Below are 18,147 nucleotides of genomic sequence, written 5' to 3' on the forward strand. Positions count from 1 at the left end.
CCGTGAGAGGTTTGGCTATTAATAGCGGGATCCTGGGTAAATATCAGCAAGAACCTGCAACCCGCCGCCCGCTCAAGAAGCACAGCGCACCGCCCGCCGCCGTCAACCCGGCCAGTGCATAAAACATCGTGGTCGGCGGTGAGTTGATCAACAGATAGCCACAAATCACCGGGCTCAGCGCCCCGCCAAAGGCCGCCAGGTTCTGCGCGCCGTAGTAACTGCCACGCAGCGATTCGGGGGCAAGGGTGTCGATAAACAGGAATTCGGACGGGAAGATAATCATCTCGCCCAACGTGAACACGAACATGGCCACACACCACGACAGCAGGCTGTCGGCCTGGCTGAAGCCGATCAGGCCGCCGATGAACAGCGCAGTGCCCAGCAGGATCCAGTAACGCAATTGCTCACGCTTAAGGAAGCGGCCGATCTGGTATTGCAGCACCATCACCGTGATTGCGTTGCACGCCAGCACGGCGGAAAGAATTTTCAGTGCATCATCCGGGTTGTGAATCACCAGCAGAAATTGCGACAGGTACAAGGTGTAACGGCCATGCACGATGGTGCTTAGCAGGCTGCCGCCGGTGAACAGCACCAGGCTGCGATCGTTGCGCAGGGTTTTCAGCGTGGTGAGAAAACTCAAGGGCTTGCTGCTTTCCTCACGCTGGGTTGGCGGGATGCCTATCATCAGGAACACGCTGATAAACGCGATGGCGCTGGACAGCATGAATGGCAGCAGGGGCATCTGCCCGGCAATGACCACGCCCACCATGGGGCCTGTGGCGTAGCCGATATTGGTCAGGGTGTAGCGCAGGGAAAACACCTTGGCGCGCTGCTCCACCGGCAGGTTCTCGCTGATGATCGCCTTGGAACCGATCAGGAACAGCGCCGATGCCGACTCGGTGATGACGAGTGTCAAGGTGGTGAGGTAAAGGTTGGTGGCAAAGGTCAGCAACAGAAAACCGATGGAGCTGGAGAGCATCGCCAGGATCAGCAGCTTGCGCTTTTCCATGCGGTCGATGACGTAGCCGCCGTACAGGCCCATCAGGGTGGCGGTAAACACCGCGATGCCCATCAGCAAGCCGATGTCCTGCTGGTTGAGGCCCAGGCGCCGGCTGAGCAACAAAGTCATCAAGGGACTGGTCATTGCCCGGCTGATGACGATGGTCAGCGAGCAAATCATCAGGCGGCGGATTACCAGGGAGTAGGTGGCCACGGTGGGGCACATGTCCTTGTCTGGGTGGCTTGGTTTTCTGTAGGAACGAGCGTGCTCGCTCCTACAGAAGGAGGGTTATTGGCCGGCGTTGATGCTGATCTTATCGACCGCGCCCTGCTCCAGATCCCACTTTTTCAGGATCTTGCCGTAAGTGCCGTCATCGATCATGCCCTGCAACGCTTCACTGATCGCGGTGACCAATTGCGTGTTGCTCTTCTCGATCCCAAGCCCGGTGAACTGCTTGGAAATCGCCAAGCCCACCGGCTTGTACTTGCCCTTGTCCAGCGACATCAAATAAGGAATCGTCTCGCTGCCCTGCATCGCCGCATCCAAGCGGTTCTGCTGCAACTGCGCGCGCGCATCCGCCGAGCCTTCGGTGCCGATTACCACGATCGCTGGCTTACCCGCCGCTTCGCAGTTTTCCTTGCTCCACGCGGCAATTTCCGACGGCCAAGTGGTGCGACGGCTGGTGCCGACTTTTTTCCCGCACAGGTCAGTCAATTCCTTGAGGTCTTCACGCTTGGCCATCGTGTACAGCTGCGGGCCGCTGCTGAAGTAGTCGATAAAGGTTACGGATTTCTGCCGCTCGGCGGTATCGGTCATGCCCGACAGCACGATGTCCACGCGCTTGGTGGTCAGGCCGCTGAGCATTTGCTCGAAGCCGGTTTCCTGCCACTTGATCTTTACGCCCAGGCGCTCGGCGAGGGCGTTGCCCAGATCGAAGTCAAAACCGGTGAGTGTGTTGGTGGCCGGGTCCTTGAAATCCATCGGCGGATAGTTCGGCACGATGGCCGCGCTGATCTCACCCTTGTCCTTGATTGCCGCCGGCAAAGCCGCGAAAACAGCGGAGGAGGCCAGCAAGCCTGCGAGCAAGGTTGGGATAAATAATTTTTTCATGGGGGCGTTCTCGTTTGTTTTTTAGTTAAGTGCGAACGGCAGAAATAAAGCTTTGGGTACGCGGGTTTTGTGGGCTTATTAGAATTTCTTCGGGGCTGCCGGCTTCCACAATCTGACCGGCATCCATGAACACCATGCGGTTGGACACTTCGCGGGCGAAGCCCAACTCGTGGGTGACCACGATCATGGTCATGCCGGTGGTGGCTAGATCGCGCATCACCGACAGCACCTCTCCTACCAGCTCCGGGTCGAGGGCTGACGTGGGTTCGTCAAACAACATCAACTTGGGGCGCATGGCCAATGCGCGGGCAATCGCCACACGCTGTTGCTGGCCGCCGGATAACTCCACAGGGTAGGCATTGCGCTTGTCTGCCAGGCCGACGCGGGCCAGCAACTCCAGCGCATCTTCGATGGCCTCCTTGGGCGAGCGCTTGAGCACCTGGCACGGGCCTTCGATGATGTTCTGCAACACGGTCATATGAGGGAACAAATTGAAGCGTTGGAACACCATGCCGGTGGCCAGGCGCTGGCGGGCAATCTGCGATTCATTCATCTCATGCAGCTTGTTGCCGACGACCCGGTAACCCACCAGTTCGCCGTCGACCCACAGGCCGCCCTTGTCGATTTTTTCCAGTTGGTTGACGCAACGCAGCAGCGTGCTTTTACCGGAACCCGACGGGCCGATGATGCACATCACTTCGCCTTGCTCGACCTCGATGTTGATGTCGCGCAGCGCGTGATACTGGTCGTAATACTTGTTCAGGTTGACGGCCTTGACGATGCTTCTCATGGGGCAAATCTCCTCAACCCAGACTTACGAACGCTTGCCGGCGCCGCGGGCAAAACGACGCTCAAGGCGGCTTTGACCAAATGAAAGAACAGTCACCACCGCCAGGTACCAGATGCCGGCCACAATCAGCAGCTCCATGACCCGTGCGTTGGCGTAGTAGATGTTTTGCGCGTTGTGCAGCAGCTCCGAGTACTGGATCACGCTGGCCAGGCTGGTCATTTTCACCATACTGATGAACTCATTGCCTACAGGCGGAATGATCACGCGCATCGCCTGGGGCAGAATTACCCTACGTAGGGCTTGCAGGCTCGGCATGCCGATGGATTTGGCGGCTTCGTACTGGCCGGTGTCGACCGAGAGCAAACCGGCGCGCACCACTTCGGCGGTGTAGGCGCCCTGGTTGATACTCAGGCCGAGCAGGGCGGCCACGAAGGGCGTCATCAGATCGACAGTGTCGATACTGAACAGGCCCGGAATCGCGATCACCGGGAAGATCAGCGCCAGGTTGAACCACAGCAGCAGTTGCAGGATCAGCGGCGTGCCCCGGAACAGCCAGGTGTAGGTGATGGCCACATACCGCAGGATCGGGTTGGCCGACATACGCATGATCGCCGTGATCACGCCGATCACCACGCCCAGCGCCATGGCCAACACCGACATGATGATGGTGTTCACCAGGCCCCAGAGGATGGCTTCAGACGTGAGGAACTGACCGATGTAGGACCATTCGATCTGACCATTGGCAAATGCACGCAACAGCGCGGCCAACACAATCACGATCAACGTGGCAAAAAACATCCGCCCGTAGTAGCGACGCGGCACGTGCTCGTACTGCGTGATATCGAACTGGTTCTCGGACAACTTGCGCTCGGCTTCCAAGCGCTCTGCCGGGGTTTGGTTCATGGTGCTTCTCCAAAACTGATGACGCTACTACTGATGTACTCGGTCCAAATGTGGGAGCGGGCTTGCTCGCGAAAGCGTCAGCCCCAGCACCACACCTCTGACAGGCTTAAATCCGAAAGCCCTGATAGCTCTCAGCCCACTGCTGCTGAGCCGCCAATGCAATCTTCAACCGCCCAATCTGCTCGCGAACCCGCTCCGGCGCCGTCCCACCCCACCCACTGCGCGCCGCAATCGCCGCTTCCAGGCTCAAGCAGTCCCGCACTTCAGGCAGCAACCGCGCGTCCACCTCCGCCAACATCGCCGACGAGGCTTCCCACAATTCAATCTCATGCTTCTCACAGGCCTGAACCAGTGCGCCGGTAATCTCATGCGCCTCCTTGAACGGCACACCGCGCGTGGCCAACCAATCCGCCACCTCCGTCGCCAAGGTGAAGCCCATCGGCGCCTGGCGCCGCAGCTCTTCAACCTGCACCTTCATGGTTGCGACCATCCCGGCCATCGCCGGCAGCACCAGCAGCAAGGTATCCACACTGTCCAACACGCTGTGCTTGTCTTCACTTAAATCGCGGTTGTACGACAGCGGCAACGACTTGAGCGTCGACATCAACCCGGTCAGGTTGCCAATCAAGCGCCCAGCCTTGCCCCGCGCCAATTCGGCAATGTCCGGGTTCTTCTTCTGCGGCATGATCGAGCTACCGGTGGCGTAGGCATCGTCCAGCACCACCCAGCGAAACTGCCGCGACGACCACAGGCAAAATTCCTCTGACAGGCGCGAAATATTCACCCCGAGCATGCCCGCCACAAACAGAAACTCCGCCACATGGTCACGGCTGGCGACCGCGTCGATCGAGTTTTCACACGGCCCGGTGTAGCCCATTTCCTTGGCCGAATGCTCCGGCTGGCGCGCAATCGCCGAACCGGCCATGGCCGCCGCACCGAGGGGCGACAACGCCGTTCGCGCATCCCAATCCACCAACCGCTGCACATCCCGCAACATCGATTGCGCGTGGGCCAGCAAGTGATGAGCAAACACAATCGGTTGTGCCTGCTGCAAATGGGTAAAGCCGGGGCAGACGCTCTCGATATGCTGTTCAGCCTGGTCCACTAACGCCTGCTGCAGACCCAGCACCTCAGTGGTGATGGTGCGCGCGTGGTCGCGCAGGAAAAGACGCAGGTCATTGGCCGTCTGGTCATTGCGCGAACGCCCGGCGCGCAATTTGCCACCCAAGGCGCCCAGGCGCTCGGTCAATACGCGTTCGATAAAGGTGTGCACGTCTTCGTCATCCAGGGTCGGATGCAGCGTGCCGGCGGCGAAGTCCATGCCAATACTGTCCAACGCTTCGAGGGTGCGCAGGGTTTCCGACTCATCCAGCAAACCGGCGCGCTGCAACTCACGTGCATGGGCACGGGAGCCGGCCAGGTCGTAAAGCGTCAGACGGAAATAGCGCTCAGGGCAACGCGACAACGCGGCCAATGCAGCAGACGGACCGGTCTTGAAACGAGCGCCCCAAAGGCGGTCGGTGGGCTGGGACATGGATGTTCCTCACGCTTGTTTTTAGAAGAGTCGGAGGCAGTAAAAATAAGGTTTCAACTAGACTGAATCAGCGTCTAACGCGCCGTATTCATGGTTGCCAAGGGCGGATGTTTATGTTCATTATCGCCGCCTGGCTATGTTCAAGGACTGGGTCAAAGCCTGTTGAATATGGCACTTGAGGTCAACGCGTATTATGGAAACCCCACTTTCCACTTCTGGAAACATACCGCCCAAACCCGGCACAAGACCGCCCCTGCAACTGAGCGGGCTGGACTTCAAATTGCTCCGGGTATTCATGGCGGTTGTCGAAGCCGGCGGCTTCAGCGCTGCGCAAAACGAGCTGAATGTGGGCCTGGCAGCCATCAGCAAACAGATCTCCGACCTTGAAATCCGCATCGGCATGCGCCTGTGTACGCGCGGCAGGGAAGGCTTTGGCCTCACCGAAGAAGGCAAGTTGGTGTATCAGGCGTCCATCGAGTTATTTACCTCGGTGGACAGTTTTCGCGACAAGCTTAGTTCGGCGCAAAACGAGCTTATTGGTGACCTTAGTGTCGGCGTAATTGATAACACTGTATCGGACGTTAATTCGCCGCTGATTACCGCGTTGGGAAAATTACACAGCGAGTCGCCCAAGATTAGATTGCGCTTACATGCCTCACAATTGGACGAAGTTGAGCGCGGTGTGGTGGAAGGAAGGCTGATCGTCGGCATCGTCCCTGTGTACCAACGCCGTGAGGAATTCGACTACTTCCCGCTGTACGATGAAAAGGCTCACGCCTACTGCGCCGTAGGACATCCGCTGTTCACTGCGAGCGACATCACGCCGGAAGTCTTGCGCCAATACGAAGTGGTCAACCATCGGTACGCGATCCACCGCGACAAGGCCAACTTCGTCAACTACGACAGCCAGTCGGCCTCGGCCTCACAAGTGGAAGCCGTCGCTATTCTCATCCTGACCGGCCGCTTCCTCGGCTTCCTGCCACAGCATTACGCCGCACCGCTGGTAAGGGAAGGGCGCCTGCGCGCACTGTGCCCGGAGCATGTTCACCTGAGCACCGCCTTCAACCTGATCCTGCGCCACAACGCCCCAAGAAGCCCGCTGGTAAAAGCCTTCGCTACAGCGCTGGGCGTGGACCTCAAAGCCACGACATAAGCTCCGCCGAACACCGCTCAACAAGCTCACGACGCTCAACTGTGGGAGCTGTCGAGCCCCAGCGAGGCTGCGAAGGGATCACCTCGGTCCACCTGCCGAACTCGCTATTGGTATCGATACATTTTCCGCCTAGGCAATGTGCTATCTAACGCGCAGTGTTTTCTACCAGGCACAAAAAAGCCCAACCTTTTCAGGTTGGGCTTCATCACCAATCTGGCATTCAACCCCTGGCATCTCATGCCAGTGCGCGATCACCGCAACTGCTTGCGCTTCTTCTTCGAATGAAAATGCCGAAAATGCGCATCCTGCGCCGCCGCCAACAACTCCCTATCCCCACGCGTATCGCCCCAGGCCCGGAGCCGATACTCCCCCAGGTCTCCATACACCGCTTCAAGGCGCAGCACCTTGTTCTCACACCGGCAGTTATTCCCGGTGAGTTTGCCGGTCAACACCCCGTCGACCACCTCAAGCTCAGTCCCGATCAACTTGATCCCCAGCCGATTCGCAAACGGCTGCAACACCAACGCCGGCGACGCCGAACACAGCGTGACCTCCGCTCCCGAGCCCAACTCGTGCTCCACCGACAACACCCCTGCCGGGCGCATCAGCCGCGCCCAATTGCGCTGGCAATACTCCTCGGCCTTCTGTTGCACCCACGTCTTCTCCACCCCGGTCATAAAGGTGCGAATCAACTGCGCCTTCAACTCATCCCGGCTGATCTGCCGCACCAAAAAGCGCAGCCCCGGCACCGCCAGCTTGACCATCCGGCCATAAAACTCACCGGTACCAAAGGCAAACTTGAGGAAGGGCACGAAACTGTCGTGGTGGGTCAGGGTGCCGTCGAAGTCAAAGACGGAGAGTACTTTGGCGTCAACGGGGCCGGCTTCGAGCATGTCTGGGTTCACGGGTTGGCCTCGGTCCTATCTAGTATTTTTTTAGCGTGCATCAGGTGTGACAGCAGGAGTTTACTCCCGTGCCAATCTTCCGACTTTGCTGTAAAGCGCTTCAGTGAAAGCGTTCCGATCACTCGACCGGTGACAACGCTGATGGTAATTGGGGCATAAGGCTACAGCATTGGTGGTGCGATCCGAACCCTTCTGGGCGAGGTGGTCAGCCGGATGTGCTTCAAGAAGTGGCAATTCACCGGGCATAAAAAAGCCCTGAACACGTCAGGGCTTCATAGGGTTGCTGGGCTCAGGAATCAATCCCAGCTCAACGCGCCACCCGTCTGGTACTCGATCACACGGGTTTCGAAGAAGTTTTTCTCCTTCTTCAAGTCCATGATCTCGCTCATCCATGGGAACGGGTTAGTGGTCCCTGGATACTCTTCTTTAAGACCGATCTGCGACAAGCGACGGTTCGCGATGAACTTGAGGTAATCCTCCATCATCGCCGCGTTCATGCCCAGTACACCGCGTGGCATGGTATCGCGCGCGTATTCGATCTCCAGCTGAGTCCCTTGCAGGATCATCTGGGTCGCTTCCTCTTTCATCTCTGCATCCCACAGGTGTGGGTTTTCGATTTTGATCTGGTTGATCACGTCGATACCGAAGTTCAAGTGCATCGACTCGTCGCGCAGGATGTACTGGAACTGCTCGGCCACGCCGGTCATTTTGTTGCGGCGGCCCATGGACAGGATCTGGGTGAAGCCGCAGTAGAAGAAGATGCCTTCCAGGACGCAGTAGTAGGCGACCAGGTTGCGCAGCAGTTCCTTGTCGGTCTCGACGGTGCCGGTTTCGAACTTCGGATCGGAGATCGAGCGCGTGTACTTGAGGCCCCAGGCGGCTTTTTTAGCCACCGATGGAATCTCGTGGTACATGTTGAAGATCTCGCCTTCATCCATGGCCAGCGATTCGATGCAGTACTGGTAGGCGTGGGTGTGGATCGCTTCTTCGAAGGCCTGGCGCAGGATGTACTGGCGGCACTCCGGGTTGGTGATCAGGCGGTACACGGCCAGGACCAGGTTGTTGGCGACCAGGGAGTCGGCGGTGGAGAAGAACCCCAGGTTGCGCATGACGATGCGGCGTTCGTCGTCGGTCAGGCCTTCGGGGTTTTTCCACAGGGCGATGTCGGCGGTCATGTTGACCTCTTGCGGCATCCAGTGGTTGGCGCAGCCGTCGAGGTATTTCTGCCAGGCCCAGTCGTACTTGAACGGCACAAGTTGGTTGAGGTCGGCGCGGCAGTTGATCATGCGCTTTTCGTCAACGGCGACGCGGGCGGCGGAGCCTTCCAGCTCGGCGAGGCCTTCGGCGACGTCGAGTTTGTCCAGGGCGGCCTTGGCGCGCACGATGGCGGCGGAGTCACTGGCGGTGACGGCGCGGGCTTCGAGGGCGGCTTTGGCGCCGTCACCGTCGAGGCGGTCCATGTTGGCTTCGGTGGCGTGGCCGGCGTTGGCGCCTTTGGTGGCTACTTCGCCTTCTTCTTCTTTGTCGAATTCGTCCCAGCTCAGCATGACGTGTCGTCTCCTGCGTGAGGGCTCAAAGGTGCCCGTGTGAAACCGGATGGTTGGGTGTTCACACGGCCCTGAGGCCGCGGTGGATCTTAAGGAATCGTTTGTTGCAGCTAGCGCACGCATTAAACGGAATAGGGTTACGGGTGCTCTGCGTGAGGCTTGAGGTGCGGAGCGGTAGGTGCTTGCTCCAGCGGGAGGCCTCAGGTCTGGCTCTTCATCCCAGTGTAAAGGGATATTGCAGGCCCGATTTACCCGCGCATTATAGGGAAAAAATCGGCTTTGTGTTGTGGCGGATGGTCACGGATCGCAGACAAAAAGCCTGCTTTTCAAGCCAAAGCGCGGGTTTGCTGGGGTTGGCCGGAGGGACGAGCGGCAGGATTTTTTTCGAGGGGGCGCAGTGAGGGGAGGAGGGGCCCGGTTCTTTGCCGCAAGAACGATTTCTTGCGGCGAATAAGATCGGATTCAGGTTAACCTAATCAGGTTATTACCCGTTAGAACAACCATTGCCCATCACATGGTAATTAAGAATGTGACGCTGACCTTGTGAGTCTTCATATTCCATCTTCACCGGTACAACTTCACACACTTCCGGAATACTGCTCATGGACACTACTTTGGCAACATCCAAGTGGGTGCTGTAAGTGTAATCCTCAACGATCGGGGTGTTGCGGCTAGCTACGTCAGTCGGGGCTTCGTCGGCTAGGGCGGCGGTGACGCACAAGCTGCTGAGGGCCATAACTACTAAAGCTTTCATTTCTCTATATACCTTATTCAGGGCGAGTGGGGTCACGGGGCCCTTGTGAGGCCACGTGTGTAACTTAGGGTTGGAAAGTTCGGATTAACGTTGCCTTCGTGGGGGCTGTTGCGTTGTTAATCACAGTGTCGTGTTGACGGAGTTGATTTTAGGCCTGCGGGTTATATTCATATACCCGTACTTTTGATAAACACTATTGGCGGTTTTTGTAACAATCCCGTGGTAAAGCTTTTTTCACACAGCTGCGAAGCGCCGCAGCCCGCGGGCTAGAGGTGTAGACGGCGATATCAGGGCAATTTGTAGGGGCTTGTTACTACCATCGTCGAATGGTTCTATAGGTCGGCCCCGGCTACAACAGGGCCATACAACAACAACTATGTCACCGAGGTAAGAAAGATGAGTGCGGCTTCCCTGTACCCCGTCCGCCCCGAAGTAGCAGCCAACACGCTGACCGACGAGGCGACCTACAAGGCCATGTACCAGCAGTCGGTGGTCAACCCCGATGGCTTCTGGCGCGAGCAAGCCAAGCGCCTTGACTGGATCAAGCCTTTCACCACGGTGAAGCAGACCTCGTTCGACGATCACCATGTCGACATCAAGTGGTTCGCCGATGGCACGCTGAACGTTTCCTACAACTGCCTGGACCGTCACCTCGCCGAGCGCGGCGATCAGGCGGCGATCATCTGGGAAGGCGATGACCCTTCCGAAAGCCGCACCATCACCTACCGCGAGCTGCATGAAGAAGTCTGCAAGTTCGCCAACGCCCTGCGCGGTCAGGATGTGCATCGCGGCGACGTGGTGACTATCTATATGCCGATGATCCCCGAAGCCGTGGTCGCCATGCTGGCCTGTACCCGCATCGGTGCGATCCATTCCGTGGTGTTTGGCGGTTTCTCGCCGGAGGCCCTGGCCGGTCGCATCATCGACTGTAAGTCGAAGGTAGTGATCACCGCCGACGAAGGCATCCGCGCGGGTAAGAAGATTCCGCTGAAGGCCAACGTCGACGACGCCCTGACCAACCCGGAAACCAGCAGCATCCAGAAAGTCATCGTGTGCAAGCGCACCAATGGCAACATCAAGTGGAACCAGCATCGCGACATCTGGTACGAAGACCTGATGAAAGTGGCCGGCACTGTGTGCGCGCCGAAAGAGATGGGGGCTGAAGAAGCGCTGTTCATTCTTTATACCTCTGGCTCAACCGGCAAGCCTAAAGGCGTGCAGCACACCACCGGCGGCTACCTGTTGTACGCAGCCCTGACCCATGAGCGCGTGTTCGACTACCGCCCAGGTGAAATCTACTGGTGCACCGCCGACGTCGGCTGGGTCACCGGCCACACCTATATCGTCTACGGCCCGCTGGCCAATGGCGCGACCACGCTGCTGTTCGAAGGCGTGCCGAACTACCCGGATATCACGCGGGTGGCGAAGATTGTCGACAAGCACAAGGTCAACATCCTCTACACCGCACCGACCGCGATCCGCGCGATGATGGCTTCGGGCACCGCTGCCTGTGAAGGCGCCGATGGCAGCAGCCTGCGTTTGCTGGGTTCGGTGGGCGAGCCGATCAACCCGGAAGCCTGGGACTGGTACTACAAGAACGTCGGCCAATCCCGTTGCCCGATTGTCGATACCTGGTGGCAGACCGAAACCGGCGGCAACATGATGAGCCCACTGCCGGGTGCCCATGCGCTTAAGCCGGGTTCGGCGGCGCGTCCGTTCTTCGGCGTGGTGCCGGCGTTGGTGGATAACCTGGGCAACCTGATCGAAGGGGCTGCCGAGGGCAACCTGGTGATCCTCGATTCGTGGCCAGGCCAGGCGCGGACGCTGTTCGGCGACCATGACCGTTTCGTCGACACCTACTTCAAGACCTTCCGTGGCATGTACTTCACCGGTGACGGTGCGCGTCGTGATGAGGATGGCTACTACTGGATCACCGGCCGCGTGGACGACGTGTTGAACGTGTCCGGCCACCGCATGGGTACCGCCGAGATCGAAAGCGCCATGGTTGCCCACCCGAAAGTCGCCGAAGCGGCGGTGGTGGGTGTACCGCATGACATCAAGGGCCAGGGCATCTATGTGTATGTCACGCTCAAAAATGGCGAAGAGCCGAATGAAGCCCTGCGCCTGGAACTGAAAAACTGGGTGCGCAAGGAGATCGGTCCGATCGCTTCGCCGGACGTGATCCAGTGGGCACCGGGCTTGCCGAAGACGCGTTCGGGGAAAATCATGCGCCGTATCTTGCGCAAGATTGCCACGGGCGAGTACGACGGGTTGGGCGACATTTCCACCTTGGCGGACCCGGGTGTGGTCGCGCATTTGATTGAAACGCACAAGACCATGAACGTCGCGTAAGGCGGGTTGATGGGACAGAGCCCCATTCGGTGTGAGCCGAGTGGGGTTTTTTTGTGGGATCTGGCAAACGCTTGAAATCCCTGTGGGAGCGGGCTTGCTCGCGAATGCGGTGTATCAGTCAAAGATGTATTGACTGACCCGCCGCATTCGCGAGCAAGCCCGCTCCCACATCGGGAGGGTACTGCGAGCAGGTATCGGTTAGTGATCTGAAAGACCGGTATAACCTGCAACCCAATAAATATCGGTTTCTCGCGTAGGAGGTTTCTGAATGTTACCGTCGAACGCAAATGTGTAACCCCACGCCCAAACCTGAGGCAAAGGGCTACGCCTATGCCCCGAAAAACCGCGTTTTAGACGCTCCAAGAAATAAGATTAAACGCCAGACTTGCCGTGCTAGAAGGGTTTGCGAATAATAGGCCCGCAACTTGCAGCATCTACAGGTTTAATGTCTTTTGTCTCTGCATAAAATTCAGAGGCTGTCAATGAGCTGGAACCGCTTTCTCGGTGCTTCTGTAAATTGTTGTCGCATTGAGGAAATATCGGCTTCCGGCCTGTCGTTAGAATGCCGATCACTCGCTCGTCGTCTCCAGTGTGTCGCTGGTGTGGGACGCAGCACCGCAATTCGGTTTCCCTTACGCCGCATCGTGGGCCATGGCTCATACTGCTGTTTTGCCCTATACCGATGGAGTCCCAAGATGAAGAAACTCGTGCTGTTGGGCGCCCTGGCGCTTTCCGTGCTGTCCATGCAGGCTTTCGCTGAAGGCAAGCCTCTGAAAATTGGTATCGAAGCGGCTTACCCTCCGTTTGCCTCCAAAGCGCCCGATGGCAGTATCGTCGGCTTTGACTACGACATCGGCAACGCCCTGTGCGAAGAGATGAAGGTCAAGTGCACCTGGGTCGAGCAAGAGTTCGACGGCCTGATCCCCGCGCTGAAAGTGCGCAAGATCGACGCGATCCTGTCGTCCATGTCCATCACTGACGACCGCAAGAAGTCCGTGGACTTCACCAACCGCTACTACCTGACCCCAGCGCGCCTGGTATTGAAGGAAGGCACCGCCGTCAGCGACAGCCTGGATGAACTGAAGGGCAAGAAGATCGGCGTACAGCGCGGTTCGATCCACGATCGTTTCGCCAAGGAAGTCCTGGCGCCTAAAGGCGCAACCATTGTGCCTTACAGCTCGCAGAACGAAATCTACCTGGACGTGGAAGCCGGTCGCCTCGACGGCACCGTGGCTGACGCGACCCTGCTGCAGGAAGGTTTCCTCGATACCCCGGCTGGCAAAGGCTACGCGTTCACCGGCCCAGCCTTCACCGACGCCAAATACTTCGGTGACGGCATAGGCATCGCGGTACGCAAGGGCGACAAGGAAAACCTGGACCGTATCAACGCTGCCATCGCCGCGATCCGTGCCAATGGCAAGTACAAAGAAATCGAGAAAAAGTACTTCAACTTCGACATTTACGGCCCTGAAGCCCAGTAAATCGTCGCAGCTGTCTGTCCGAAATGGCGCAAGCAACAGAATTCCTGAGGTTTGCGCCATTTTTTCATCCCCCTTTTCGAGGACCTGAATCATGTTGAAAGGCTACGGGGCCGTCATCCTCGATGGCGCATGGTTGACGCTTCAGCTCGCCTTGTCGTCCATGGCCTTGGCCATTGTTCTGGGTCTGATCGGGGTCGCGTTACGCCTGTCGCCGGTGCGCTGGTTGGCCTGGCTGGGTGACTTGTACTCCACGGTGATCCGCGGGATCCCCGACCTGGTGCTGATCCTGCTGATTTTCTATGGCGGCCAGGACTTGCTCAACCGCGTCGCGCCGATGCTCGGCTACGACGACTATATCGACTTGAACCCCTTGGCCGCCGGTATCGGCACCCTGGGTTTCATCTTTGGCGCCTACCTCTCGGAAACCTTCCGTGGCGCCTTCATGGCCATTCCCAAGGGTCAGGCCGAAGCCGGCCTGGCGTATGGCATGAGCAGTTTCCAGGTGTTTTTCCGGGTGATGGTGCCGCAGATGATCCGTCTGGCGATCCCTGGCTTCACCAACAACTGGCTGGTACTGACCAAGGCCACTGCGCTGATTTCGGTGGTGGGCCTGCAAGACATGATGTTCAAGGCCAAGCAGGCGGCAGACGCCACCCGCGAGCCTTTTACCTTCTTCCTCGCAGTGGCGGCGATGTACCTGGTGATCACCAGCGTGTCGTTGCTGGCCTTGCGTCATCTTGAGAAGCGCTACTCGGTAGGCGTAAGGGCGGCTGATCTATGATCTTCGACTACAACGTCATCTGGGAGGCCATGCCGCTGTACCTTGGCGGCCTGCTGACCACCCTGAAACTGCTCGCCATCTCGCTGTTCTTCGGCTTGCTCGCTGCCTTGCCTTTGGGCTTGATGCGCGTGTCCAAGCAGCCGATTGTCAACGGCGCGGCCTGGCTCTACACCTATGTGATCCGTGGCACGCCGATGCTGGTGCAGTTGTTCCTGATCTATTACGGCCTGGCCCAGTTCGAAGCGGTGCGCGAAAGTTTCCTGTGGCCGCTGTTGTCCAGTGCCACGTTCTGCGCGTGCCTGGCGTTTGCGATCAACACCAGCGCCTACACCGCCGAGATCATTGCCGGCAGCCTCAAGGCCACCCCCAACGGCGAGATCGAAGCGGCCAAGGCGATGGGGATGTCGCGCTATAAGCTGTACCGCCGCATCCTGTTGCCATCGGCCTTGCGTCGGGCGCTGCCGCAGTACAGTAACGAAGTGATCATGATGCTGCAGACCACCAGCCTGGCCTCCATCGTCACCCTGATCGACATCACCGGTGCCGCGCGCACGGTGAACGCCCAGTTCTACCTGCCGTTCGAAGCCTATATCACCGCCGGTGTGTTCTACCTGTGCCTGACCTTCATCCTGGTGCGCCTGTTCAAGTTGGCCGAGCGCCGCTGGCTGAGCTACCTGGCTCCACGGAAGCACTGATATGGAACGTGTCGATCACCTGTTGCCCTGGGGCCACCTGGGGTGCGAGCGCCAACTGAGCGTGTTCCGTTTCGGCCAGGGCGAACGCAAGGCCTATATTCAGGCCAGCTTGCACGCCGATGAGTTGCCGGGGATGCGCGCCGCGTGGGAGCTGAAGAAGCGCCTCACCGAACTGGAACAGCAAGGTGCGCTCAATGGCGTGATCGAGCTGGTGCCGGTCGCCAACCCGATGGGCCTGGGCCAGTTGCTGCAAGGCAGCCACCAGGGCCGTTTCGAGGTGGGCAGCGGCAAGAATTTCAACCGCGATTTCGTTGAGCTGAGCGAGCCGGTGGCCAAGTTGCTCACGGGCAAGCTGGGGGATGATCCTCACGCCAACGTGCGCATGATTCGCCAGGCGATGACCGATGCGCTCAACGCATTGCCCGAGCCGAACAGCCAGTTGCAAGGCATGCAGCGCATCCTGCTCAGCCACGCCTGCACCGCCGATGTCGTGCTCGACCTGCACTGCGACGCCGAAGCCGCGCTGCACATGTACGCATTGCCCCAGCACTGGCCGCAGTGGCGTTCGCTGTCGGCGCACCTGAATGTGAAAGTCGGCCTGCTGGCGGAAGACTCCGGCGGCAGCTCGTTCGATGAAGCCTGTTCGCTGCCGTGGCTGCGTCTGTCCCAGGCATTCCCCGAGGCGCAGATCCCGCTGGCCTGCCTGGCGACTACGCTGGAATTGGGCGGTCAGGCGGATACGGGACGTGACGAGGCGATCTTCCACGCCGAAGGCATTCTCGCGTTCCTCGCCGAGCAGGGGTTGATCAAGGGCGAATGGCCCGCGCCACAATTCGAACCCTGTGAAGGCCTGCCCTTCGAAGGCACCGAATTACTGTTTGCGCCCCACGCCGGCGTGATCAGCTACCTGCGTAAAGCGGGTGAGTGGGTCGAAAAAGGCGAACCGATTTTTGAAGTGATTGACCCCTTGGAGGACCGCGTCAGCACCCTTTGCGCGGGCACCTCGGGGGTGTTGTTTGCCGTTGAACGGCTACGTTATGCCCAAGCGGGTTTCTGGCTGGCCAAGGTGGCGGGGCGCGATGCGCTGCGTCACGGGCGCTTGCTCAACGACTGACCACCTGTTTCTGTGAGAACCGACCGCATGTACAAACTTGAAGTCCAAGACCTGCATAAACGCTATGGCAGTCATGAAGTGCTCAAAGGCGTGTCCCTGGCTGCTGCAGCCGGTGATGTGATCAGCATCATCGGTTCCAGCGGTTCAGGCAAAAGTACCTTTTTGCGCTGCATCAACCTGCTGGAGCAACCCCACGCCGGCAAGATTCTGCTCAACAACGAAGAGCTGAAGCTGGTGACCAACAAGGACGGCGCCATGAAGGCCGCCGACCCCAAGCAACTGCAACGCATGCGTTCGCGCTTGTCCATGGTGTTCCAGCATTTCAACCTGTGGTCGCACATGACCGCGATTGAAAACGTGATGGAAGCGCCCGTGCACGTGCTCGGCGTGTCGAAGAAAGAAGCCCGTGAAAAGGCCGAGCACTACCTGGCCAAGGTCGGCGTGGGCCATCGTAAGGATGCGTTCCCTGGCCATATGTCCGGCGGTGAGCAGCAGCGCGTAGCCATCGCCCGTGCCCTGGCGATGGAACCGGAGGTGATGCTGTTCGACGAACCCACCTCGGCCCTCGACCCGGAACTGGTCGGTGAAGTGCTCAAGGTGATGCAGGACCTGGCCCAGGAAGGCCGCACCATGGTGGTGGTGACCCACGAAATGGGCTTTGCCCGTGAAGTCTCGAACCAACTGGTGTTCCTGCACAAAGGTATCGTCGAAGAGCGCGGCAACCCGCGTGAAGTGCTGGTGAACCCACAATCGGAGCGCTTGCAGCAGTTCCTCTCGGGCAGCCTGAAATAATCAAGACTGCTTTTGTGCACTGAAGTAGTGCATGCTCGGCAGTCTTCAGGTTGGCCCAGGCCCCCTGTGGGAGCGGGCTTGCTCGCGAAGCGGAGTGTCAGTCGATACATGTATAGCTGAAGTACCGCCTTCGCGAGCAAGCTCGGTCCGACATTTGGATATTCATCAGCTTTAAAGATTTGTGTTGGTTTACGGGCTAGCATTAGCCCTTGTCTTCATTACGTTACTCGCTTCGGATAGCACTCCATGACCGCCCATAAAATTGGTTTCCTGATTTGGCCCAGCACAAAAGCCCTGACGCTTGCGCTGGCTGAGGAGGCCTTGCGCGTTGCCCAGCGGGTGCATCCGGACGTGGTCTACGAGCTGTCGTTCCTGCAAGCCGAGCCGTCCACCGAGGGCGCCTGGCAACTGCCGGGCGAGCCGTGGGGCGGTAAGCTGGAGGGCTTCCAGAAGCTGTTCCTGCTGGCGGACGACCCCCCTGCGGTCATCGCCTCCCCATTGAGCACCGCCCTCAAGCAACTGGTTCGCGCCGGATGCGTGATCGGTGGCTTGTCGGCTGGTGTGTACCCGCTGGCCCAGCTCGGCCTGCTCGACGGCTATCGTGCCGCCGTGCACTGGCGCTGGCAGGACGATTTTGCCGAGCGTTTCCCCAAGGTCATCGCCACCAGCCATTTGTTCGACTGGGACCGCGATCGACTCACCGCCTGCGGTGGCATGTCGGTGCTCGACCTGCTCCTGGCAGTGTTGGCCCGTGATCATGGCGCCGAACTGGCCGGTGCGGTCTCCGAAGAGTTGGTGGTGGAACGCATCCGTGAAGGTGGCGAACGCCAGCGCATTCCGCTGCAAAACCGCCTGGGATCCAGCCATCCCAAGCTGACCCAGGCCGTGCTGCTGATGGAAGCCAACATTGAAGAGCCGCTGACGACCGACGAAATCGCCCAGCATGTGTGCGTGTCGCGACGACAACTCGAACGGATCTTCAAGCAGTACCTCAATCGCGTCCCCAGCCAGTACTACCTGGAGCTGCGCCTGAACAAGGCCCGCCAGATGTTGATGCAAACCAGCAAGTCGATCATCCAGATCGGCCTGTCGTGCGGTTTTTCCTCAGGGCCGCACTTCTCCAGCGCCTACCGTAATTTTTTCGGCGCCACCCCTCGTGAAGACCGCAACCAGCGCCGTAGCAGCAGCCCGTTTGAGTTGTCGTCGGTGCCGTCCGAGCGCGGTTGATCGACTGCG

Annotated in this window: 16 protein-coding genes and 1 pseudogene; 8 read left to right on the plus strand and 9 right to left on the minus strand. The window is 59.0% G+C overall.

Annotated features, from left to right (window positions below; genetic code table 11):
* Positions 1-43: 43 nt before the first annotated feature.
* From AB4O08_RS19015 to argH, 5 genes are all read right to left on the minus strand, one after another.
* Positions 44-1,213, minus strand: coding sequence for an MFS transporter (locus tag AB4O08_RS19015; protein WP_010208287.1), 1,170 nt, complete (start codon positions 1,211-1,213; stop codon positions 44-46).
* A 75-nt stretch (positions 1,214-1,288) separates the two neighbouring features.
* Positions 1,289-2,110, minus strand: a complete 822-nt coding sequence (locus AB4O08_RS19020; RefSeq protein ID WP_010208288.1) for an ABC transporter substrate-binding protein — start codon at positions 2,108-2,110, stop codon at positions 1,289-1,291.
* 25 nt (positions 2,111-2,135) lie between these two features.
* Positions 2,136-2,900 carry an amino acid ABC transporter ATP-binding protein gene (locus AB4O08_RS19025; RefSeq protein ID WP_010208290.1) on the minus strand — a complete coding sequence of 255 codons (765 nt, stop codon included), beginning with the start codon at positions 2,898-2,900 and terminating at the stop codon, positions 2,136-2,138.
* 24 nt (positions 2,901-2,924) lie between these two features.
* Entirely contained in the window at positions 2,925-3,803 is an 879-nt protein-coding gene (locus AB4O08_RS19030) for an amino acid ABC transporter permease (protein ID WP_010208291.1), read from the minus strand.
* A gap of 106 nt (positions 3,804-3,909) precedes the next feature.
* Positions 3,910-5,337, minus strand: a complete 1,428-nt coding sequence (argH, locus tag AB4O08_RS19035) for an argininosuccinate lyase (RefSeq protein WP_069672735.1) — start codon at positions 5,335-5,337, stop codon at positions 3,910-3,912.
* Positions 5,338-5,530: 193 nt separating this feature from the next.
* Here argH and AB4O08_RS19040 point away from each other — a divergent pair, with 193 nt between their 5' ends.
* Entirely contained in the window at positions 5,531-6,490 is a 960-nt protein-coding gene (locus tag AB4O08_RS19040) for a LysR family transcriptional regulator (RefSeq protein ID WP_154846700.1), read from the plus strand.
* Between the two features lie 251 nt (positions 6,491-6,741).
* On the opposite strand, the gene AB4O08_RS19045 is transcribed toward AB4O08_RS19040, so the two are convergent.
* From AB4O08_RS19045 to AB4O08_RS19060, 4 genes and pseudogenes are all read right to left on the minus strand, one after another.
* Positions 6,742-7,383 carry an HAD-IB family hydrolase gene (locus AB4O08_RS19045; protein ID WP_021491294.1) on the minus strand — a complete coding sequence of 214 codons (642 nt, stop codon included), beginning with the start codon at positions 7,381-7,383 and terminating at the stop codon, positions 6,742-6,744.
* A 72-nt stretch (positions 7,384-7,455) separates the two neighbouring features.
* Positions 7,456-7,629 (minus strand): annotated as a pseudogene (locus AB4O08_RS19050) (HNH endonuclease); the annotation flags it as partial.
* A 62-nt stretch (positions 7,630-7,691) separates the two neighbouring features.
* Positions 7,692-8,942: a ribonucleotide-diphosphate reductase subunit beta gene (locus tag AB4O08_RS19055; protein WP_044287739.1), complete on the minus strand. Its 1,251-nt coding sequence runs from the start codon at positions 8,940-8,942 to the stop codon at positions 7,692-7,694.
* A 484-nt stretch (positions 8,943-9,426) separates the two neighbouring features.
* Positions 9,427-9,696, minus strand: coding sequence for a DUF2790 domain-containing protein (locus AB4O08_RS19060; protein WP_021491461.1), 270 nt, complete (start codon positions 9,694-9,696; stop codon positions 9,427-9,429).
* Positions 9,697-10,092: 396 nt separating this feature from the next.
* Here AB4O08_RS19060 and acs point away from each other — a divergent pair, with 396 nt between their 5' ends.
* The 7 genes from acs (at position 10,093) to AB4O08_RS19095 (ending at position 18,138) form a co-directional block, all read left to right on the plus strand.
* A complete protein-coding gene (gene acs, locus AB4O08_RS19065) occupies positions 10,093-12,048 on the plus strand; it encodes an acetate--CoA ligase (protein WP_010208301.1) in 1,956 nt (651 codons plus the stop codon).
* 695 nt (positions 12,049-12,743) lie between these two features.
* Positions 12,744-13,529, plus strand: a complete 786-nt coding sequence (locus AB4O08_RS19070) for an ABC transporter substrate-binding protein (protein WP_010208303.1) — start codon at positions 12,744-12,746, stop codon at positions 13,527-13,529.
* Between the two features lie 91 nt (positions 13,530-13,620).
* Entirely contained in the window at positions 13,621-14,310 is a 690-nt protein-coding gene (locus AB4O08_RS19075) for an ABC transporter permease (RefSeq protein WP_010208305.1), read from the plus strand.
* Complete coding sequence (locus AB4O08_RS19080; RefSeq protein WP_010208307.1) at positions 14,307-15,005, plus strand: ABC transporter permease; 699 nt, start codon at positions 14,307-14,309, stop codon at positions 15,003-15,005. The genes AB4O08_RS19075 and AB4O08_RS19080 overlap by 4 nt, the downstream gene beginning before the upstream one ends.
* A 1-nt stretch (position 15,006) precedes the next feature.
* On the plus strand, positions 15,007-16,119 hold the full coding sequence (locus tag AB4O08_RS19085; protein ID WP_021491462.1) for a succinylglutamate desuccinylase/aspartoacylase family protein: 1,113 nt from the start codon (positions 15,007-15,009) through the stop codon (positions 16,117-16,119).
* 27 nt (positions 16,120-16,146) lie between these two features.
* Entirely contained in the window at positions 16,147-16,911 is a 765-nt protein-coding gene (locus AB4O08_RS19090) for an ABC transporter ATP-binding protein (protein ID WP_021491463.1), read from the plus strand.
* Positions 16,912-17,157: 246 nt separating this feature from the next.
* The gene (locus AB4O08_RS19095) at positions 17,158-18,138 is read left to right on the plus strand and encodes a GlxA family transcriptional regulator (protein WP_045791708.1); all 981 of its coding nucleotides are present in this window, start codon (positions 17,158-17,160) and stop codon (positions 18,136-18,138) included.
* The last annotated feature ends 9 nt before the right edge of the window (positions 18,139-18,147 follow it).

This window comes from Pseudomonas sp. H3_E07, assembly GCF_054668895.1.